15 protein-coding genes are annotated in these 20,848 nt (G+C 46.3%); 9 read left to right on the top strand and 6 right to left on the bottom strand.

The annotated features are described in order from the left end of the window. The first annotated feature begins 4 nt into the window (after positions 1 to 4). From MHB80_RS20065 to MHB80_RS20045, 5 genes are all read left to right on the top strand, one after another. Positions 5 to 1,879 carry an IucA/IucC family protein gene (locus tag MHB80_RS20065; protein ID WP_341278629.1) on the top strand — a complete coding sequence of 625 codons (1,875 nt, stop codon included), beginning with the start codon at positions 5 to 7 and terminating at the stop codon, positions 1,877 to 1,879. A gap of 146 nt (positions 1,880 to 2,025) precedes the next feature. Further along, positions 2,026 to 3,006 (top strand): iron-siderophore ABC transporter substrate-binding protein, encoded by a 981-nt coding sequence (locus MHB80_RS20060; protein WP_341278628.1) that lies wholly within the window; start codon positions 2,026 to 2,028, stop codon positions 3,004 to 3,006. A 99-nt stretch (positions 3,007 to 3,105) separates the two neighbouring features. Further along, positions 3,106 to 4,095 (top strand): iron chelate uptake ABC transporter family permease subunit, encoded by a 990-nt coding sequence (locus tag MHB80_RS20055; protein ID WP_341278627.1) that lies wholly within the window; start codon positions 3,106 to 3,108, stop codon positions 4,093 to 4,095. Between the two features lie 44 nt (positions 4,096 to 4,139). Next, positions 4,140 to 5,093: an iron ABC transporter permease gene (locus tag MHB80_RS20050; protein WP_341278626.1), complete on the top strand. Its 954-nt coding sequence runs from the start codon at positions 4,140 to 4,142 to the stop codon at positions 5,091 to 5,093. 45 nt (positions 5,094 to 5,138) lie between these two features. Then, complete coding sequence (locus tag MHB80_RS20045; protein WP_341278625.1) at positions 5,139 to 6,719, top strand: helix-turn-helix domain-containing protein; 1,581 nt, start codon at positions 5,139 to 5,141, stop codon at positions 6,717 to 6,719. 32 nt (positions 6,720 to 6,751) lie between these two features. Here the strand turns inward: MHB80_RS20045 and MHB80_RS20040 are convergent, their stop codons facing one another. Continuing rightward, positions 6,752 to 7,948 carry an MFS transporter gene (locus MHB80_RS20040; protein WP_341278624.1) on the bottom strand — a complete coding sequence of 399 codons (1,197 nt, stop codon included), beginning with the start codon at positions 7,946 to 7,948 and terminating at the stop codon, positions 6,752 to 6,754. A 1-nt stretch (position 7,949) separates the two neighbouring features. Then, positions 7,950 to 9,587 carry a nickel ABC transporter substrate-binding protein gene (nikA, locus tag MHB80_RS20035; RefSeq protein WP_341278623.1) on the bottom strand — a complete coding sequence of 546 codons (1,638 nt, stop codon included), beginning with the start codon at positions 9,585 to 9,587 and terminating at the stop codon, positions 7,950 to 7,952. A 194-nt stretch (positions 9,588 to 9,781) separates the two neighbouring features. On the opposite strand from nikA, the gene MHB80_RS20030 reads away from it, so the two are divergent. Both MHB80_RS20030 and MHB80_RS20025 read left to right on the top strand, forming a co-directional pair. Next, complete coding sequence (locus MHB80_RS20030) at positions 9,782 to 11,443, top strand: AraC family transcriptional regulator (RefSeq protein WP_341278622.1); 1,662 nt, start codon at positions 9,782 to 9,784, stop codon at positions 11,441 to 11,443. 53 nt (positions 11,444 to 11,496) lie between these two features. Then, a complete protein-coding gene (locus tag MHB80_RS20025) occupies positions 11,497 to 11,889 on the top strand; it encodes a DoxX family protein (RefSeq protein WP_341278621.1) in 393 nt (130 codons plus the stop codon). Positions 11,890 to 11,947: 58 nt separating this feature from the next. On the opposite strand, the gene MHB80_RS20020 is transcribed toward MHB80_RS20025, so the two are convergent. The 3 genes from MHB80_RS20020 to MHB80_RS20010 are packed head-to-tail and all read right to left on the bottom strand — an operon-like array spanning position 11,948 to position 16,771. Beyond that, positions 11,948 to 13,123, bottom strand: coding sequence for an HNH endonuclease signature motif containing protein (locus MHB80_RS20020; RefSeq protein ID WP_341278620.1), 1,176 nt, complete (start codon positions 13,121 to 13,123; stop codon positions 11,948 to 11,950). A gap of 4 nt (positions 13,124 to 13,127) precedes the next feature. Then, entirely contained in the window at positions 13,128 to 14,765 is a 1,638-nt protein-coding gene (locus MHB80_RS20015) for an AAA family ATPase (RefSeq protein WP_341278619.1), read from the bottom strand. Continuing rightward, complete coding sequence (locus MHB80_RS20010) at positions 14,762 to 16,771, bottom strand: N-6 DNA methylase (RefSeq protein ID WP_341278618.1); 2,010 nt, start codon at positions 16,769 to 16,771, stop codon at positions 14,762 to 14,764. The genes MHB80_RS20015 and MHB80_RS20010 overlap by 4 nt, the downstream gene beginning before the upstream one ends. Before the next feature lie 391 nt (positions 16,772 to 17,162). Between MHB80_RS20010 and MHB80_RS20005 the strand changes: the two genes are divergently transcribed. After that, positions 17,163 to 18,215: a Glu/Leu/Phe/Val dehydrogenase gene (locus MHB80_RS20005; protein WP_341278617.1), complete on the top strand. Its 1,053-nt coding sequence runs from the start codon at positions 17,163 to 17,165 to the stop codon at positions 18,213 to 18,215. A gap of 421 nt (positions 18,216 to 18,636) precedes the next feature. On the opposite strand, the gene MHB80_RS20000 is transcribed toward MHB80_RS20005, so the two are convergent. Further along, a complete protein-coding gene (locus MHB80_RS20000; RefSeq protein WP_341278616.1) occupies positions 18,637 to 19,881 on the bottom strand; it encodes an MFS transporter in 1,245 nt (414 codons plus the stop codon). 175 nt (positions 19,882 to 20,056) lie between these two features. Here MHB80_RS20000 and MHB80_RS19995 point away from each other — a divergent pair, with 175 nt between their 5' ends. Beyond that, positions 20,057 to 20,641, top strand: coding sequence for a TetR/AcrR family transcriptional regulator (locus MHB80_RS19995; protein WP_341278615.1), 585 nt, complete (start codon positions 20,057 to 20,059; stop codon positions 20,639 to 20,641). Positions 20,642 to 20,848 lie beyond the last annotated feature (207 nt).

Raw genomic sequence — 20,848 nt, 5'->3', positions numbered from 1 at the left:
GAAGATGGGAAACGTTCATACAGAAGCTTTAACAGCAACGCCGACAGAGGGAGCGATGCAGGAACACCATTATGCGCTTGCGATGCGCTCACCTCATTTTGTGCAGGTAAGACGCCGGATTTTCCGGCAGCTGGTTCAGTCCATGCTCTATGAAGGCATTGTCGACGGCTTGAAGCCTGCGCCGGATAATCGCTGGTCCTGTGAAATTCATGGGGTGAGCCAAAGCGGGGAAGCGGTCGCTTATATTTGCGAGGGCACGCGGCATCTGACGTTCGACCGCTTGCGAATGGATGCTCAGCCACTGCGGCGCAGAATGAATAATAGCGAACGGGAAGCTGATTCGCTCGCGCTGTTTCTACTTGAGACTGCCGCTGGGAGCGGAGCGGATGAGGCGAGGACGCTTCATTTTATCCAAGAGCTTGAACAGACGTTAATCAACGATACGCTTGCCCAATATGAACGGCACCAGGCGGCGATCCCTATCCATCAGCAGCCTTATGAGGATTGGGAAAGCTTGATAATGGATGGGCATCCGTATCATCCGAGCTACAAATCACGTATAGGCTTTAATGTTTCGGATCATTGGGCGTATGGACCGGAGTTTGCTAAGCCAATCGAGCCTATTTGGGTAGCCGTACAGCGGAAGTTCGCGCGGACAAGCTGCTCAGCGAAGCTCAAAAACGCCTCTTTTTCGCAGATGGACCTGAACGAATGGGTCAGCGCACAGCTGGATGAGAGCAGCCGGTCCAAATTTGCCGCTTATTTCAAGCAGGCCGGCATTGAGGCAAGCGACTATGTGCTGCTTCCCGTCCATCCGTGGCAATGGAACAATAAATTAACCTCGGTATTCGCAGCGCAAATTCGCGCGGGAGAAATGATACTGCTAGGCACTGCTGGTGAGCGTTATACCGCCCAGCAGTCGATTCGTACACTTGCCAATCGGACTGCTCCCCATAAAGCCTATGTCAAGCTGGCCTTGAGTATTTTAAACACATCAACCGGAAGGATTCTGGCTCCGCATACAGTTGAAAATGCACCGCTCATTACGGATTGGCTGCAAGGCATGGCAGCTGAAGACAGCTATTTGCGCGACCACTTGCGCGTCATTCTCTTAGGCGAGATTGCGGGTACAGCCTATGTCAATGCCGACATTCCTGCTGCTTTGCAACCGCAAGCCTATGGCGTGCTCGCCTGCATATGGCGGGAAAGCCTGCATCCGCTGCTGCTGCCGGAAGAATCAGCGGTACCATTCAATGCTTTATGTGCCACAGATTTGAACGGCGAACCCATCATAGATCCGTGGATTAAGCGGCATGGAGCAGAGAACTGGCTGACTGAGCTGCTGGGCGCGAGCGTACGCCCGATTATTCATTTTCTGTTTGCCCATGGCATCGCTATCGAATCTCATGCCCAAAATATGATACTGATCCATCAAGCGGGACTACCGCAGCGGGTTGCACTGAAGGATTTTCATGACGGCATCCGGTTTATGAAAGCAGCTCTTGCTCAGCCGGATAAGTGCCCGCAGCTTGTGCAAGTGCCGGAATATCATCAGCGGGTCAATCGCAATTCGTTTTTGGAAACGGATGATCCGGCAGCTGTGCGCGATTTCGTCCATGATGCCTTTTTCTTTATTAACTTAGGGGAACTGGCGTTGTTTATGGAGGAGCATTATGGCTTCGCCGAGGAGAAGTTTTGGCATCTGGTTAAACAGATTATTGTGGAGTACCAGCAGCAGTTTCCAGAGTATGCCGAGCAGTTTGAACGTTTCTCTCTATTCGATGCGGTCATAGGCGTTGAGCAATTGACGAAAAGAAGGCTATTCCCAGATAATGAGCTGCGCATCCATCAAGTACGCAATCCATTAGCTGATAAATAATGACTCATGGATAATAATGGTTGAATTTTCACTGGATATAAAAATAATGCATGAGATCGACAGCTTATTGCATGGACAGCTTGCCAAGGGGCTTGGTATTCTTGTTATTAATGATAATCATTATTAATCGCAAGGGGATGTAGTACATGCTAGTAAGAGCTATAGACAAAAAACACCGTTTTACGATTTATTTTGCAGGGTTCATGATTATGCTCCTCATTTTATCAGGCTGCGGCAATGCGGCTGCTGGTGGAACAAATGCCGCTTCACCAACTGCTTCACCTGAAAGCACAAGCAGCACGGAGCCAGCGGCAACGACCCGAGTGGTCAAGGATACATATGGCGATGTTGAAGTTCCTGCAAATCCAGCGCGTGTTGTTGTGCTTGATATCGGCGCTCTGGACAATTTGCTGGAGATGGGCATCAAACCAGTCGGAGCTCCATCGATTTTGGCTGCTGGTGATCCCTATCCTGCCTATTTGACGGGAACGGATGGCATTGAAAATATTGGATCGGTCAATGAGCCTAATCTGGAAGCGATTGATGCATTGAAACCGGATTTGATTATTGGAAATAAAGATACACATGATGCGATTCATGATCAGCTGGCGCAAATTGCCCCAACCGTATTCGTAGAAACGCTTGGGGTAACGTGGAAGGAAAACTTGCAGCTGCATGCCGAAGCCGTGAATAAGCAGGCTGAAGGAACAAAGCTGCTGGAGGCTTACACGCAAAAAATAAATGAGCTGAAAGCAAAGGTCGAGGGCAAGGAAGTATCGCTCTTCCGTCCGCGCCAGGATAAAATCCAAATTTATTTGGAAGGGACATTTGCCGGCGGTATTATGAAGGAAACGGGCATCGTCCGTCCGGCCGCGCAAACCGATGAAGGGTTCTCCAAAGATTTAACGGAGGAGCAGATCGCTGATCTTGATGGAAATGTTATACTATGGTTTGACCGGGAGAAGGATGCCTTTGCCAAGCTGGAAAGCAGTCCGCTATGGAAAAGCTTACTGGGTGCTCAAAATAATAGCGTTCATCCGGTAGATTGGGAATATTGGATGAGTGGCCTAGGCATTCAGGCCGCTACAAAAGTGGCAGATGATTTAAACACCTACGTTGCAGGTTAAAAGGTTCGTGCATATCGTTTCATTGGAGATTGGGTCTTCCGCAGTGGCGGCCCAATCTTTCTGTATGATTATACCGTTTTACGTTCGGAGGTAGAAACATTGAGGGGCAGAATGACCGGTTTGGCAGTGCTGTTTGTTTTTCTTGTGCTGGCATGGACCTCCAGCATTATGTTCGGAATTGTACGGGTGCCTTTTGCAGCCGTTATAGATGCTTTTTGGGCTTTTGACGGATCGCGGGATCAGCTCATCGTAAGGTCAGTCCGATTGCCTCGGGCGATGATCGCGATGCTGGTTGGCGGCTCATTAGCAGCAGCTGGCTGTCTGATGCAGGCGCTTAGCCGCAATGCGCTTGCAGGCCCGGAACTGTTCGGCATTAATTATGGGGCTGCTTTAACAACCGTCATCGCTTCATTTCTTTTCGGTACAACTTCGCTTGGACTGTTTACTTGGTCAGCCTTTGCGGGTGCTGCTATAGCGGGTTTTTCGGTATTTATACTGAGCTCCATCGGCAGACAGCCGCTAACGTCGGTCAAGCTGGTGCTCGCCGGTGCGACGATTAATTTGCTGCTGGCTTCGCTGACGCAAGGCATTCTTATATTAAATGAACAATCGCTGGATACGATGCGTTTCTGGCTTGCCGGCTCCATTACGGGACGGGATATGCAGTTATTTTTAGCAGTGCTTCCTTATATGCTGCTTGGTCTGGTTGGCTCGTTTTTATTAGCTGGACATATGAATGTCATTAGCCTGGGAGAGGAAATGGCCCAAGGCTTAGGGCAGCGGGTCATATTCATTAAGCTGCTCTGTATCGGCGTCATTATTGTTCTAGCTGGCAGTGCCGTTGCTATTGCTGGACCTATTGCTTTTATTGGGCTTGCGGTTCCCCATATGGCCCGTTTCATGGCCGGAACCAATTATCGCTGGATTTTGCCATATGCTATAGTATTAGGCGCTTTATTGCTATTGCTGGCTGACATCGCAGCCCGGTTTATATTGCCTGGAGAGGAACTGCCAGTAGGCGTAGTGACTGCTTTTCTGGGAGCGCCTTTTCTCATTTATTTGGCGCAGCGAAAGGGGGGAGCGAAATAGTTTCTTCTATTATAAAGGGACGCTACTTAGGAATCATTTTGCTCTTGCTTGGCTTGAATCTGCTTGTTCTGCTTTTGAGCATCGTATTTGGAGAGCGAGCGGTGCCTCCCTTCGAGGCGATTCGAACGGCGCTTCATGTCGGCAATGATGAATTTGCTTTTACGATCCGTGGAGTAAGACTGCCTAGAGTGCTCACCGGCTTCTTAGCTGGCTGCGGACTTGCTGTATCCGGCATGATTTTGCAGATCATTACTCGCAACCCGCTTGCCTCGCCAGGCATTATTGGGCTCAATTCGGGAGCAGCCGCAGCTGTAGTCGCTGTCATGGTGCTTGTGCCAGCATATCCGATGAGCCAGCTGCCTATTGCTGCTTTCACTGGTGCCGTCATTGTTGCGGCTCTGATCTATTTGTTGTCCTGGAGCAACGGCATTTCAATCATTCGATTGCTGTTAGTCGGAATTGGCATTTCAGCTATGGCAGCAGCATGTATCACCTATTTGCTGACACTTGGCAATATATTTCGCGTTTCCCAAGCCTCCGTATGGATGGCGGGCAGCTTGTATGGGCGGACATGGGAGCATTTTTGGCCTTTGCTGCCGTGGACGGTGGTGCTGCTCCCCTTAGTGCTGTTAAGTGTGCGCCAGCTTGATCTGTTTCAATTAGCCGATGATTCGGCCAAAGGGCTGGGTTTGCGCCTGGAGCGGATGAGATTTTGGTTTATCCTCATAAGCGTCGCCTTAGCGGGATCGGCCGTATCTATGGCGGGTACGATTGCGTTCGTTGGCCTTATCGCCCCTCACATGGCAGTGCGATTGGTTGGTACGCGCAGCCTAAAGCGTCTTCCCGTTACGGCTTTACTTGGCGGTTTAATCGTTATCGTTGCGGATTTGATAGGGAGAATGGTATTTTCCCCCTATGAAATACCGGCGGGTCTAGTTACCGCATGTATTGGTGCACCTTATATGATCTATTTGCTGATGAGGCGTAATACTATATAATAGAAGAAATTGTCACGGTTTTACGAAAGGTCGGTGCTAAACCGAATGCCGCTGCGTTCTTCGAAGACGAATCAGCTCTATTTATTTTCATATATACGGAAACGTAAGTTTCCCGTTCATCAAGGTGCAGGCAGCTATCGGATCGGCGTGCATGTCTTATGTTTTATTTTAGAAGGCGAAGCAAGCCTTTTAATAGATGGTCTATTGTGCAGAATTCGCCCCTTTGAGCTGTATCTGTTGGTGCCGGGAATGATCGTTGATATTCCGGACCGCTGCAGCACGATTACGTATTATGGTCTTTTTTTCGAGCCCGTCATGCTTGTGAAGGAAGGCAAAAAGTTTGAAGGGGTAAAATCATTATCGCTATCCGGCGCTTTTTTGCCGGGCCATATTCCTATTCGCCAGCCGCAGCAGGTGCTTCAACGATTGCTGCATATGTATGACCGAAGCAGAGGGGCAGCGAGGGCCGATGCTTTTTCCTTGCGGCTGCTGTTGGAAGAGTTTATAAGCTTTATTATTACAAATGCACCGGAGCAGCGTGAAGCGAGCGATGAGCGGATTGAGCGCAGCATCCTTTATATGAAAGAAAACTATATGCGGAAAATAAACATCGACCATTTGGCAGAGGCTGCCGAAATGACGACGACCGCCTACTCACGCCTCTTTCGCAAAATGAAGGTCGCAAGCCCTATTGAATATTTGAGTCAAATTCGGATGGATAAAGCGAAGCAAATACTCGATCAGGAAGATCGGCGCGTGAAGGAAGTGGCCGATTATGTCGGCTTTCGCAGCGAGTTTTATTTCAGCCGCATGTTTCAGCGTTTAGTCGGCGTATCGCCAACCGTTTATATGAAACGCGGAACGATGAAAATAGCGGTAGCTTCTTCCCTTGGCTTTCACGAGCATTTGCAGTCCATTGGCATCGAGCCTGCATGCGTCGTCGATTTGTTTCAATATCCAGGCATAGGGGAACAGGCGTATAGCAAACAGTTGGATGAGCAGCTTAGCGAGCTGAAGCGTTCCAATTGCGACTTAATTATTGCAGATCATTACCATTTGCATTTTAAAGACAGCTTTAAGCAGATCGCAACACCATTTTTTCTTGATTTTTCAGTGTGGGATTGGAAACGGAATTTTTTGAAAATTGCCGAGCTTGTAAACCGGGAGCGTGAAGCCGAAGCGGTGTTGACTCGTCTGGATTTGAGCATCGAAGATGCCAAGCAGCTTTTGCACCATTCGATGGGCGAGGAACGAATTACAGTTATGCAGGTCAGTCACCGGGCAATCGGCATTCAAGGGAAAACGGCCCATCCACTTAATGAGCTGATTTATAAAGAGCTTGCTCTAAAGCCGGGTGGACAAGTGCCAGAAGAGATGTGGAGGCTGGAAATTCCGCCGGAAGCGTTGCCTGTACTGGAGACAGAGCATTTGTTTATTCAGAAGCATCATGTTTTGGCAGGCAGCGAGGAAATATTCAATCTGATGACACAAACAGCTGCGTGGCAGGAGACAGTGGCTATTCATGAGGGGAATGTACATGCGATTCCTAATTGGTTCGTGATGAGCTGGACGCCGTTGGGAAGGCAGCAAATTATAAAAACGCTCATTGATTTGCTGGCAAAATAGCCGATCAATGAGCGTTTTTTTTCGTACAGGTATTAGTGAGATTCCGATGCCAAGCGACGGCCGCTAATATGCACAACGGCAGCAGCGGCAAGTAATAATAAGGCGCAAACGCTGTACATAAAGGAGTAGGATAAATGATCGGCGATTGGTCCCATCGCCATGTTGCCAAGCACAACGCCAAGGTCGGACATGGCAATAAACAAGCCAATGAGCGTATTTCGGGAGGCGGCTGGCAGCACAAAGGTCAAATAGCTCATTAAGGTTGGATAAAGCAGGGCCATGCCAAGCCCTATAAATCCGGCTGCCACATACATATAGGCGGCACCCCAATAAATCGACATCGCTAGCAGCGCTGTACCTATCGTCATACACAGCAGCAAGCTGATCGTTAAGCCAGCAGGCCACTTGCCATCGGAGGGCAGCTTTGTCCGCAGCGCAAAGCGGGAGATTACGATGATGCCAGCCTGGATCATGAGATAAATACCGGCATTGCCGACCCCGCTTTGCTTCGTATACAGGGCAATAAAGGTGACGACAGCACCAAAGCCGATAGAAGCAATGAGCATGGCCATGCTGCACACGAGAAAAGCCCGATTGCTCCATAACTGGTTAAGCTGTGCCAGTGTAGAGCTTGTTTGCCCGCCAGTGCTAGAACTGGCCAAGCGGGAAGGAAGGAGGGAACTATACCCCACGAAGCCTGCTGCAACGCCGATAATAAGCATGGCGGCTGCGAATGTATGCATTTCGCCCCAATTCCACAAGTAAAGTGCAGCCATTGGCAGGATAACGGTTGGGAGCATGCCAGCTAACAAATATAGCGAAAGTCCTTGCGAACGCTCCTTTTCAGGCAGTGCATCAACAATGCCGATCTGCAGTGCCAAGGAAAAAAAGGCGGTCGTCACGCCCTGCAGCGCACGCAGCAGAAAATACCATTCCAGCCCGAGAAACGCATATAACGCCAAAATGATAACGTTCGCGAGCAATAACAAACGCAGTACAAACGGTGGGCCCAAACGGGCGACCACATTGCCCGCCCAGGGCCGAAGCAGCATGCTGGTAAGCATATAAGCGCCCATCATTATGCCAATTTCGGCATTGCTTGCTCCTTCGGCTTCACCGCGCAGCGGAACAACGATATTAATAATCGGATTTGCGCTGAAAAATAAAAAGGTTACAATATAAAGCCTTATAAAAGGCGGGGATACGGAGACAGCTATGCTTTTGCCCATTTTACGAATTTAGTTCGAGCCCTTCAAAAGGATGATCCCAACGGCTGGCTGGAAATTTGAAGTTTTTCAAGCTTTTCTGGTAAACGACGGTTTGTTTAATATAAGAGATTGGCAAAATAACCGACTGTTCATTCAATGTTTTCAAAATGGTCGTATACAGCTGCTGGCGTTCGACTTCGTCCGTGGAAGCGAGTGCTGTGACAATTTGCTGATCCAGTTCCGCCTTCATTGGGAGGCTGCTATGTGCTTCCGATATACCGAAGCCAGGTTCCCTGACCGAATTAATAAGCGTATGCGGATCATAAGGCACGCCGTAATTGAACCAGAAGTGGATGTCGAACGTACCTTCCCTCAAGCGCTGAGGAATCATGGCAAGCTCGACGGCATTGAGGTTCAGCTTGACTCCGATTTCTGCCCACTGGGATTGAATCGTTTCGGCCATCGCTTTCTGAATAAGATCGCCTTTATCGTACATTAACTCAAGCTCGAGCGGCTGGCCGTCTTTTTCCCGTACCGTTTTACCAGCTTCGAGCTTCCATCCGGCTTCCTCCAAATAGTCATTTGCTTTGGCAGCATCGTAACCGATAGGCGCAAAGTCGATATTGGAATAAGGATAGTTTTTGGATAAAATGTTGTTTGCAGCTTCCTCTACGCCACCCGTTACGCCATCTACCATGGTTGCTTTGTCAAAGCCTTGCTGAAGCGCAAGCCGCACCCGGTGATCAGCCAGCTTGTCGTTTAGCGTATTAAGCAGCAGGCTTCTTGTGCCAACAGGCTCGGACAGCCCGGTCTCATATTTGCCTGAATCCTTTAATTGTTGAAAAGCATCCATACTGATCGCGCCCTCTCCAAAAATCAGATCCAGCTCGCCTTTCTCAAAAGCGAGAACTCGTGTTTCGCCATCCGGTATGATTTTGACCGTAATTTTGTCTAGCTTGGGCATTTCTCCCCAGTAATTTGGATTTCTGGTGAAAACCGCATATTCATCCTTCTTGTAATCAGCGAGCTGCCAAGGCCCGGTGCCAATCGGCTGCTTGATGTCTTTCGTCGTATCTCCGTCATCCGGGAATCCGGCTTCAGCAAGAAAACGGAAAGGCCGCACAATCGCCAAATCCTGCAAGGTTGGATAGTATGGTGCGGACAACGTTATTTTAAACGTATATTCGTCGACAGCTTCCGTTTTTTCAAGCACTTTGACGAGTCCAATCCAGCTGTGGACGCTTTTGTTGAGCATAATAGCGTCAAAGTTTTTCTGGACAATAGCTGCATTAAAAGGCGTTCCATCCGCGAATTTGACATTTTGGCGGAGCTTGAACGTATATTCCTTGCCATCGGCTGAAATGACCCATGACTCAGCGAGCTGCGGTTTAAGCTCTCCGCCCTCATTGTAGCTGACCAATGGCTCATAGAGCATGGACTGTGCAAATAATTGCGATGGATAGTAGACATGAGGATTAAGCGGGCCTATATCTCTTAGCCAAGCCACGGTAATCGCTTTTTCCTGCGGGGCGGCTGTATTCGTTCCCGCCTTGTTGCCCGTAGATGACGCCTCTTGCTGCGAGCATCCCATTGCGAGGATGACTAATACTAATAAAGCTAAAATCATCTGCAGGGTGGTAATTCCTTTTATTCTGGACATCTGAGCAGGTACCCCTTTTCATCAATTGAGAATGATTATTACGTTCAATAATACTAAGGATTATTATCGCAGCTAACAATAGAGAAATGTCTGATTTTTTATTGGACAAAATGAAGAGCGGGCTCGAATGTTTGTTGATAGCCCTTTTATATTCCGATATACTAGTACAATTATGAAGAGAAGGGGGCTCGCCAATGGATGACGTTCCATTGTTAAAACCGGGTGAACCAACAGCTTCCCTATCACTGCCTTACTTGTATATCCTTACGTCGGTTAACATAGTAGATTGTGGGTTTGATCGAATCATCCCTTCATTAGAAAGCAAGGGGCATCGCATCGTTGCCTTTGCTCAAAGCGGAGGGAAGCTCCATCTGGAGGGCCACGCCATTTATGCCGAAAAAGGGGCGTGCTTTCTGCTTGCTCCCGGTGCACAAGCACAAATAGAAGCAAGGGATATGGAGGGGCATCGCGGAGCGGTGTATGTTATTGCTTTCGATGCCTATCGTATGGGAGAACGGGAGCCAGCGCTAGAGATCGGGTTGAATTTGCCCTACGAGACGAGAATTGATGTGGCAGCGATGTCTCGGCTCATTGATTTGTTGGAGCAGGCTGCTGAGGGTTCCGCAAATAATCAAGGCGACAAGCAAGTGGATCAATTCAAGCAGCAGATTCGGTTACAGGAGCTTCTTGTGCTGCTGATGGAGCATGTTGCAGCTTCACACTCCTTGTCGGATGCTAAGCTTGCTGTTCAGGAAAGCATCGCTTATATGGTAGAGCATTACCGGGAGGAAATGACCGTGGAGCAGCTGTCGAAAATGTCCGGTGTAGCCCGCTGGCAATATAGCGCTTTGTTCCAAACCTTGACGGGCAAGAAGCCGCTCGATTATTTGACGGAGCTTCGTTTGAATCGCGCGAAGGAACTGCTGCTGCTAACAGATGATCCTTTGCGCGAAATTGCCCGTCAGACAGGGTTCAAGGACGAATATTATTTTGCCCGCAGGTTCCGGCATGCCATGGGGCTGACTCCGAAGCAATATGCTAAAACGCGCGGCGTCAGCAATCAGACAATAAAACAGGACGTGAGCCCTTTTTCACGAGTCGTTGTAGTGGGTTATGTGCTTGGCGAATTGTTATCTCTGGGTATTAGGCCTGTAGGAGCGGACATGACGGTCATCGGCAGAAAGGTCGTTTATCGCAATGAGCTGAAAAATATTTCAGATATTGGCTTGCTGGGGGAGCTCGGCAAGGTGAAAGCGCTGTACCCAGATTTGATACTCTACAGCAGCTTCCGCCAGGATCGAATGGAGGAACTGTCGAAAATAGCGCCTACCGTATCCATTGATCGCTTGCAGCCCACCTATAACCGGCTCATGCAGGTGGCGGAGCTGTTCGGAAAGGAAGAGCAGGCAACGAGGTGGATTGAACGTTATGAGCGCAAAGCCGGAGAAATGTGGAGGCATTTGAATTTACACACGATGGAGAGGGAAACAGCTGCTATTTTCGTTCTAGTAGATGGTGATTTGTATGTCATGGGCATGAGGGGCATCGCCTTAACGCTTTATCATCCGATGGCGTTTGAGCCAGCTGTCAAGGTGAAGCAATTAATTGAAGCAGGAATACCATTTCAAGGGATTGATCAGGAGCAAATGAGTGAATATTATGCTGACCGCCTATTCTTATTAGTAGGTGAGAGCGAGCGTTCCAGAAGCGAGGCTTCGCGAATTATAAACAGCGTTTATTGGAAGTCGTTTGACAGCAGCCGGGTTTATGTAACGGAGGCCAAATGGAATTTCGATGATCCAATTACAAGGGACAGGCTTTTGCCCGCGCTGCCACGTATTTTCCGCTTGCCGTAGCAGCTGAGAAATGTGATACAATATGTTCAAAAAAACGTAAGGGGAAAATAACGATGAACACGCGCATTTCAAAAGGACGGCTCTGGACATCTTGGATCATGAGTGGATTGGTTATTTTGTTTATGCTGTTTGATGGCATAATGAAGCTGTTTAAGCCTGCGGTTGTAGTTGAGTCGACCATTCAGCTCGGATTTCAGGAGCATCATATTGTTATTATGGGTGTTCTTGCGTTAATATCAACGATTTTGTATGCGCTGCCGCGTACGTCATTCCTCGGCGTTGTACTGCTGACCGGGTATTTCGGCGGGGTCATCGTAACCCATCTGCGCCTGGATGCTCCATTATTCAGCAACACCTTATTTCCCGTATATCTTGCTGTGCTAGCTTGGGGCGGCATTTGGCTGCGTAATGAGCAAGTTCGTAAGCTAATTCCTTTTCAAAAATAAAGAGGGATAGGATGAAATTGCTTGCCTAAACAGCCTTGTTTACTCGCGTCCAGAACGATTACGGTTCTGGATCGCCGAGAAAATAAGGCTGTTTTTGTTTGAAGTTTAGTTTTTTTTCCTCTTCAAGCCTTTTCTGTAACTCATCAATAAGGGTGATCCATGCATTGGGTTCTCCCAATATCCAAACAGTATAATTAGCCAATATAAAATAATTTTCAATTTTTGAAGACTTATACTCTGCTCCCTGAATGATGGAGTGCTGTAGAAAGTGAGCAATTGCAGCAGAATCAAGCTTCCCATCGGTTTCGAAGGTATGCCGGAAAGCGTCTACCAGTCGGTGAATAAGGGTAGTGTTGGCATTATGTAAGCGGCTTGTCCATACCCTATTCAAATCATATGTTTCTGCGTGGTTAAGCAGGGGCGTTCTATCCGCAGCTTTCATCGTTGTTAGCTGAGCCATTCGTTTGCCTGGAGTTCCACCCACTAGCATCTTCACCCGCCCTAAACCATAGGACTCATAGGGTAGATACGCATCCTCCAGACACCCGATGCGGTTCGCTTGAGTAGGAATTGCCGGATTGGTCGGAATTTTATCTCCTTTGCCGCCGCCTGTTGTAGAATTGCAGGAAATACATAATGGAATAAGATTATTTGGATGGATTACAAGCGCAAGATGCGTCGATTTAGGAAAATAATGATCAAGTTGTGCTTTATCTAAGTTCAGTTCGCCTAGGCACGCGGGACATAAATAGAAATTATCAGGGTTTTCTAGTTTATATTCTTCTTTAAAGTGCCATCGCAGGTTAGAACCATTTTCCTCATAATTAAAGAAATCGTTATAAAATCGAGTAAATAATGTTTTCAATAAGTCTAAGCTATACTGAGGTATATTTAATTGGTAAGATTGAAAGGAGAAATTGGCTATCTGAGTCTTACCTTTGGGGCCCATCATAAAAAAATTATCGACACATAAGGCCAAGATAACCGTCTTCCGTTCTTTTTTAGCTTTGCATGCATCCCAAAAATCATTAATGCGATTTTTAAAAGTAGTGGCTGTTTTATTGGCAAAAACGCAAGCTTTCAGCTCGGGATGATCAATGAGAAATTGCTTTTTGGTAAACTGTTTGGGTTGTATACCCTTTACGTCGCAGTAGTATAGCAATCGAATCATAAAGGAAGAAGCCAATTGCAAGCGGATGCCCAACTGTTTAGGAGGACTGACTTTTAATAGCATAACATTATTCGTCCCTTCTGGTCGATTCTGAATGTCTCAGAGAAACGACCTTATCACGAAGCTGAAAGCGATTATATCCTGGGCCCAATTGGTTAAGCAATTCTTTCAATTGTTGAGGCGTTCCTGATTGTATCATTTGTTTCACATAAGATTCGGCAAATTTTTCTTCTTCTACATTTAATTTATATAAATTTCCATAAAGTTCAGTGCGGTCAGCGGCAAATGTTGATATAAAATGCTCGCCAGCAATTTGAACACCATTTTTAGTAATCAGGTACACCTGATGCGGTAGAGCATCAGTTAGCATTAAAGTCGAATGGGTTGACACGACAATTTCATGACTGTACCTTGGAACAGGTTCAAAAGCTAATCCTCCTCTATTGTCGCCAATAGTTGTAAAATCATCAATCCATTTGACAAAATGGGAAATCCATTCTTCATTAAGATGCACATCCGGTTCATCAAGCAGAAAAAGAACATTCGGTAGCACGCTGTCGCGGGCAAGCAATAAAAGGCCCATTCGGGCAAGCCACATAAATTCACCATCACTTAAAGCTGTTTCATAAAGCAAACCATCTACTTCATCCAGATGAAAACCTAGATGGGCAGAGCTCAACCAGCCATTACGCCAAGCAGCCGTTAACGCCGCAAACAGGGTGAATGGGGAGCAGATATCTTTTAGCTTGGGGGCACAGCATGGGGTTTCGTCCGAAGATTCAAAAAAATAATAAAATGTTCGGTTAATAGCTGGAAAAAGCTCCTCCTCTTTGTAAGCAGCCGTTCGTTGACAAGCGTCATACAAATCCCCTACTGAATCGTCCATTTCGGAAGTCATGCAGCCTATTAATTGGCAAAATATTCGCAAAGCTTCTTCCGTGGGTTTCAACTCTCCGTGTTCAAGCTGCTGTAAAATAGCTTCATTCACCGTTAATGTAAACCAAACGGGTTGAAAGTCTTTTACAATTTGAAGCAAAGAATGACGCTTGTTAATGTAGGCCCCTTGTTCGCTTTGTTCCTGCGGAAGCATTGCGCAAAGTGCGATCAAGACAAAGGGGGCTGTCTGTGGCCCCATAAATAAAAATTTCGGATCCTGATGATGCTGGCGGATGCTAGTCTTCAACCGCTCAAGCTCTCCTACATTAGCCGTAGCAGGAGAGCGCCTTGAAAGGTCATAAATATCACTAATCAGGCTGGACAGAGGGGAATGAATTAAAGCTTCCTCCATTTGTTGCGCGGGTCCTGAAGAACTAGCGATAATTTTTGAGGGATGATAGTCCGTTAATCTGCTGAATGGCTGCTCTTCTTTTTTAGCATCAAGCAAGTGTTTCTCGCTAATTGCAATTTGGACACTGAGCCGATACGTTCTGATCGGGGCATCGTTTGGCGTAACGCGAATAACCCGTTCTTCTTTACCAATCTGTACAGCGTATTGCAACTCAAAATCAAAGCCGGGGGTTTCGTCATGCATAATCCGAGTGAAAATGAGAGCCAGCGCTTCCAGAACCGTTGACTTCCCCGAACCATTTTTACCAATTAAAAATCGAACGAAAGGGGCATCCAGAAGTTCACTTTGTTTTGAGAAGCGAATTTCAAAATCATGAAGCTGCTTATATCTCGCTATTTTTAAAAAGATGAGTCTCATGTATGCTTGCTCCTTCTTGGGATTTGATAAAGTTCAATTGAATAGGAGTCGGTCGCGATGCTGTCATACCAGACAGTCTTGGAATGGGAAGTCGATGCATTTAGTCGCTGGATTAGACCGAATGCCAGCAGAAGCTCCACGGTTTGTTTTGCTAACTGTACATCGATCTTTTTATCTGAATTAGTGGTATCCGACAGCAAAGACTCAGTTTGCTGCTTAGCGGCGATATGAATAGCTTGTGGTGGAACCCTGTCTCTATAATTTTTATACAATTGGTACTGCTCCTCTGAAAGCTCCTTTTTGATTTTCATCTTCAACACAGTATCAAGTGGATAAGGCTCGGTATTTTCACTCAAACGATATGCTGATTCATTCAAGCCTTCAAGTGATAAAAAGATAGTTCCATCAGACAAAAGCTCTATTAAAGCTGTATGGGTCAGTATGGAGCGAAGTCGTGTGTGAACCTTATCTTGTGTTCGCCACGTTCCATTCATTTTTATTTGTTGCAAAATTTCCTGTTTCAATTCCTTAATTTGTGTAGATGCTGTAGCATCAGGACCAGATTTTAAAAAAGGTTTATATGTTTCTGGTCTTAATGAATAGTTTTGTTTTTGTAATTGATCATAGGAAGCGAACCAGAAGGCACGATGTTGCCACTTTGTTGGAATTTGTAAGCTGTAATCATCAGATATCTGCCGTTCTTTGTCCAGAAGCATCGACCAGCTTTTCCAGAAGTGGTTTCTTTTTTTCCATTGAATGACGAGATTTTTATGTTTATTGTATTGATCAATTTGATAGAATAAGGTTCTTTTATTGATTTGTGGCGAAGCGCTGTTTTTTCTAGGTTTATGTAGCAATAGAAGAGAAGATTTCGGCATTATATCATTTTCGGAAGGCAATGACACGACGGCCTCTAGAATCAGTTTGGTGATAAGCTCTTTACGACAAGCAACGGATTCAGAATCGTTTGAAAAAAGGAAGGAATTAGGTACGATAACGGCGGCGCGTCCGTTATCGGCGAGCAATGAGATAACACGATTTATAAACATAACTGTAGAGTTATTATAGTTTTCGAAAGAATTAGATAAAGTCGCAGTATTAATTTTATGCTGAATTGGTAAATGGGCTATAATTATTGGGAATTTCTGTTTATATGGGAAACGATCCTTGAATTGCTCGGACAATATATCATCTTGGAAAATTTCAAAATGGCATAAATTGAAGAGGCTGAGGCTATCACCGTATAGTCCAAATTGCATGAGATGTACATTGGCAATTCTCACCCGTAAGCTATCTAAATCATATCCTGTAAATACAATTCCATCCGAATCCGAATTAGGATAATTATTGGTATGATTATTTATATAGACGTAAGCGTCTGCGAGAAAATTACCGTTACCGCAGCAGAGGTTAAGGATTTGATTTTCAGGCTCCGGTTGCAGCATTTCAATAATGGAGAGAGTCATGCTGCGTGGAAGGGCAGTATATTGCTCATTATTATCATCAAGCTGCTGCACAATATAATTAAACAGTTCTCCTCTTAATAAATGCGAAGGTATCTGTGCTGATACAAATATATTTGAATGCGTGTTTTCATTGAACATACTTACCAAAAGCTTCTCAAGTTTTTCAATCTGATTAAATGCCAGTTTAGCCAGCGAAGGAGGTGCCTGAAAATAACGGAAAGTGCCCATTGCTGTTGTTAACGAATCGCTGCTAGTTATTGCTCTTACATTTTTAAGAGAGGGTAAAACCCGATCATTGATTTGCTCAACGATGCTATTGCCCTCTAACTGTGTTAATGAACTCCAGCGCAACGGGGAATTCTTAGGCCAATTAATTGGGTAAGTTTCATCCTCGAGTTCTGCATAAAGACTCATAACATCAAGACTATGTAGGAAAAATAAAAAAGCGATATGATCGAGAGCGGCATCTGTCTTGAAACCGCGTTTGGTGAAAAGTCTGCAAAGGCGCTGTGCTTCTTTTTTTAGTTCATCCGATAGCATACGTACACTCCTTGTGTGAGAAATGTGAAAAGAACAGTTGTATCCTATTTTATAACAAAATGTATCTACTGTTAATATGCTTCGCTTAAATGGCCGGCTAAATTAACCTTCATCGAATCCCAGGAATCACCCAAGTTGAGATGGGGTAGCTCTACGATCTTGCGAAAACTAATGTGATCGTATGAATATGCTGTCGCTAGGTTATAGCGGCATCGTAACGATTATTAGTCATAAATGTTCGTAGCAACATGTTGAAGTTAAAGGCAACATTTCTAGTAAAACTTATTATGATTGGTTAGGCAAGCGAATGAGTCACTTCATAGCTTTGAAGAATAGATTAAATAGAGAGAGATGATGTAGTCTAATCCGGCATATTTCCGTGGAGATAGGAGTGGGTGTTTTGTATTTTGAGCGGTTGGAGCAATATGATGTGGAGCAGCTCGTTTTTTGTTATGATCACAAATCGGGCTTAAGGGCAATTATCGCTATTCATGATACGACACTTGGACCGGCGCTTGGCGGTACTCGCATGTATCCCTATGCAACGGAGGAGGCCGCCGTCCACGATGTCGTCCGGCTTGCGCGAGGCATGACCTATAAATCGTCCGTAGCAGGGCTTAATCTGGGTGGGGGCAAGGCGGTCATTATCGGCAACCCCATGACGGATAAAAGCGAGGAGCTGTTTCATGCGTTTGGACGATTCATTGGAACATTGAACGGCCGATACATCACGGCGGAGGATGTAGGGACGACTGTGGCGGATATGGATTTTATTCGTCAGAAGACGAAGTTCGTTACAGGAGTATCTCCAGAATTTGGAAGTGGGGGCAATCCTTCGCCATTTACAGCACTCGGTGTATTTCACAGCATCAGAGCCGCTGCCCTTGAGGTTTTCGGGTCAACTGATCTGTTGGGGAAAACGATTGCGGTACAGGGTGTAGGCAGTGTTGCCTATCATTTATGCCGCTATTTGCATGAAGCGGGTGCTAAGCTGATTGTGACTGATGTCGTGCAAGCAAATGCAGAGCGTGCAGTGCTTGAGTTTGGGGCAAAAGCGGTCGGCGTGGATAATATTTATGGCGTCGAATGCGATATTTTTGCCCCATGCGCGATGGGGGGAATAATTAATGATGATACCCTTCCGCTGCTTAAGGCGAAAGTGGTTGCGGGTGCTGCCAATAATCAGCTAAAGGAAGAAAAGCATGGAGATCAGCTCGCGGCTCAAGGCATATTATATGCTCCAGACTACGTCGTCAACTCCGGCGGCTTAATGAATGTCGCTGACGAATTATATGGCTATAACAGGGAGCGAGTGCTCAGCAAGGTAGAGGGAATTTACAGCCAGCTCCAGCGTATTTTTGAACTATCGAAAGAGCAGCAAATTCCTTCTTTCCGTGCAGCGGATCGACTGGCGGAGATGCGGATAAATAAACATCGGGTATAAATGAGCGGTATTTAGTAATAGCCAATTGAACGCTAAATAAAAATGGCTAGCTAAAAGCATTCGCAAGCTTGTTACAGTAGCCGTTATATGCTCATTTATTTCCTGGGGAATTACTAGCTTGTTCGCATAAGCTTTTCCTATGTATTTAAACAGATGGTTTGGAACAACTGAATTTGCATTAAAGGTTTCATCGCGACTAGTGCTGACAATTCATATTGTTTTGCGCCTTTCCGCCGCAATTGTATCGTTCATTAATGCAAAACGCTGATGCTGTTTTTTGCGCTTTGCTAAGTTATCCCCTTAGCTCAGAAACTTTGTGTCAAATGGTGAGCCGATATTTTTTTCTGAGCTAAGGGGATAAGGGCCTAAAGCAATGGAAACCCCAATACAATTGGCGGATGCACCGTGGAAAAATGGAGAGCTAGGAAGCTACTTTCGGCAAGCGGGTTGCCGCCCAAAATAGAAGTGCTATGGCGCTAACGCCTGCTCCTAGCCAGCATACGCCGCTCCAGCCTGCATAAGCGTAAATGCTGGTAGAAGCAATCGAACCAGCTGCGCTTCCAATGGAATAAAACACCATATAACCAGCGGTTAGTCTGCTTCGCGCCTCCGGTCGAACGCTGAGGATCATGCTCTGATTGGTGACATGTACGGCCTGTACGGCTAAATCGAGCAAGATAATACCTATTATTAATGGGAAAAGGGATTGGTCGGCATAACGAATGGCCAACCAGGAAATAAGCAGCAGGACAAGCGCGATGCCTGTTGTTCGTTGGCCAAAGCCGCGGTCAGCAAGCCGTCCTGCTCTCGCTGCTGCTAAAGCTCCGGCTGCGCCGGCTAGACCGAAGGCGCCAATAGCAGTGTGCGAAAGCGAGAAGGGCTGAGCGCTAAGCGGCAGTACCAAAGACGTCCACAATATGCTGAAGGCGGCAAAAATGAGCAGCGCGAGCACAGCACGGACCCGAAGCACCCGTTCTTCGGCAAATAAGGTGAGTACAGAGCGCAGCAGCTGCCAGTACGATAGGCTGTCACGCTGCCGGTCATCGCGTGGCAATATGCGGTACAGCGTGACGGCCATCAGGAGAGTAAGGGCTGCAGAAGCTAAATAAACAGAGCGCCAGCCAGCGATGTCTGTCAAAATTCCAGCAAAGGTGCGAGCCAGCAATATACCCATCACGATGCCGCTCGTAACGACTCCAACGATTTGTCCGCGTTCAGAAGGTGAAGCTAGCGCGGCTGCGAAAGCGACCAAGGTTTGGGTGACAACAGCAAGCAGTCCGACGACGGCAATGCCTGCAAACAGAACAGCTGAGTTTGTGGAGAAGCCGACGACAAGTAAGGCGATGACGGATAATAGCATTTGCGAGGCAACAAGTGTGCGGCGATTCAAGAAATCGCCAAGCGGCACAAGCAATAGCAAGCCAAGCGCATAGCAAATTTGGGTAACGGTAATGACCGCACCTATTGAAGAGGCAGCAATGCCAAACTCGCCCGAAATAGTGTCCAGCAAGGGCTGGGCAAAATAAATATTTGCTACGGCAAGTCCGCAGGCGAAAGCGAATAGTAGAGCTGTTTTTCGCGATAAAGCCGGGGCAGGGTTGTCGTTTGCTTGAGCTAGTACGGTTGTGGCGGCGTGATCCGCAAATGGTGATTCTTTTTTCAGCATCAAAAATAACTCCTTTATGAATGTGTTTTTATGTACTGAACAGTACATAATTATGCTTGATTACTATAAAATTAAAGGTGGAATATTGTCAAGGTTTAATTGATTTTACGTTGACAATTCTCCTATTAGATTTTAATATAATAGTATACTGATCGTTGTTTAATTGGAGGTTTCTATGGCTCGTTTACGCGAATTTAATGAGGAGCAGGCATTGGATGCAGCACTGCGGATTTTTTGGGAGAAGGGCTTTGAAGCGACTTCCTTAAGTGACTTGACCGCGGCGATGGGCGTTCAGCGTCCAAGCATTTATGCGGCCTTTGGGGATAAGAAATCGCTGTTTGAAGCTGCGCTGCGAAAATATACAAGAGAACATGCTGCTCAAGTACGTGCGAGCCTGCAGAAGAAGACTTCGGTTAAAGCAGCGTTTCGTGATTTTTTTGAGCAAAAGCTGGATATAGAATACCGGGAAGGCTTAAAGTTGGGGTGCTTTTGCATCAATACGATGGTGGAGCTGTCCCCTCACGATGAGAAATTTGAAATTTTGACGAGAGAGCATCAGATGTACCTTTCGGTTATTTTTGAGGAGACGATTGAACGCGGCATTAGCACGGGCGAGCTTAATCGCAATATCAACGCTAAGGTTTTGGCGCAGACGCTGGTCGTGTCGTTAATTGGACTTACGGTTTTGATGAAAGCTCGCCCAGATCGTTCTTTTGTTGACAATAGCATGAATATGATATTAAGTTTGCTAGATTCATAACCGATATGAAAACAGGTAGAAGGATAGGGAAGAAGCGCCTTTGCCCAGCTTTCAGAACCACGGATTTCGTGGGGCTGGAGGCTTTTTTTTATGAGGCTGGCTGGCGTTCGGACGCAATATTTATTTTTTTATTCAAAATATCCAAAAATAAGGATTTTCATGTTAGTATATATGACAAGTAACTTGTAGTTTATACAACATGACGAA

The sequence above is a fragment of the Paenibacillus sp. FSL H8-0537 genome, from assembly GCF_038051995.1.
Classification (GTDB): Bacteria; Bacillota; Bacilli; order Paenibacillales; family Paenibacillaceae; genus Pristimantibacillus.
The sequence above is the reverse complement of the archived record's forward strand: the minus strand, read 5'-3'. Positions and strand labels throughout refer to the sequence as shown.

Bases quoted from the DNA above. Each gene is read 5' to 3' on its own strand.
- MHB80_RS20025 (WP_341278621.1), top strand. From the start codon at position 11,497: ATGAACACGCGCATTTCAAAAGGACGGCTCTGGACATCTTGGATCATG.
- MHB80_RS20015 (WP_341278619.1), bottom strand. From the start codon at position 14,765: ATGAGACTCATCTTTTTAAAAATAGCGAGATATAAGCAGCTTCATGAT.
- MHB80_RS20010 (WP_341278618.1), bottom strand. From the start codon at position 16,771: ATGCTATCGGATGAACTAAAAAAAGAAGCACAGCGCCTTTGCAGACTT.
- MHB80_RS20000 (WP_341278616.1), bottom strand. From the start codon at position 19,881: ATGCTGAAAAAAGAATCACCATTTGCGGATCACGCCGCCACAACCGTA.
- MHB80_RS20030 (WP_341278622.1), top strand. From the start codon at position 9,782: ATGGATGACGTTCCATTGTTAAAACCGGGTGAACCAACAGCTTCCCTA.
- MHB80_RS20045 (WP_341278625.1), top strand. From the start codon at position 5,139: ATGCCGCTGCGTTCTTCGAAGACGAATCAGCTCTATTTATTTTCATAT.
- MHB80_RS20065 (WP_341278629.1), top strand. From the start codon at position 5: ATGGGAAACGTTCATACAGAAGCTTTAACAGCAACGCCGACAGAGGGA.
- MHB80_RS20040 (WP_341278624.1), bottom strand. From the start codon at position 7,948: ATGGGCAAAAGCATAGCTGTCTCCGTATCCCCGCCTTTTATAAGGCTT.
- MHB80_RS19995 (WP_341278615.1), top strand. From the start codon at position 20,057: ATGGCTCGTTTACGCGAATTTAATGAGGAGCAGGCATTGGATGCAGCA.
- nikA (WP_341278623.1), bottom strand. From the start codon at position 9,587: ATGTCCAGAATAAAAGGAATTACCACCCTGCAGATGATTTTAGCTTTA.
- MHB80_RS20020 (WP_341278620.1), bottom strand. From the start codon at position 13,123: ATGCTATTAAAAGTCAGTCCTCCTAAACAGTTGGGCATCCGCTTGCAA.
- MHB80_RS20060 (WP_341278628.1), top strand. From the start codon at position 2,026: ATGCTAGTAAGAGCTATAGACAAAAAACACCGTTTTACGATTTATTTT.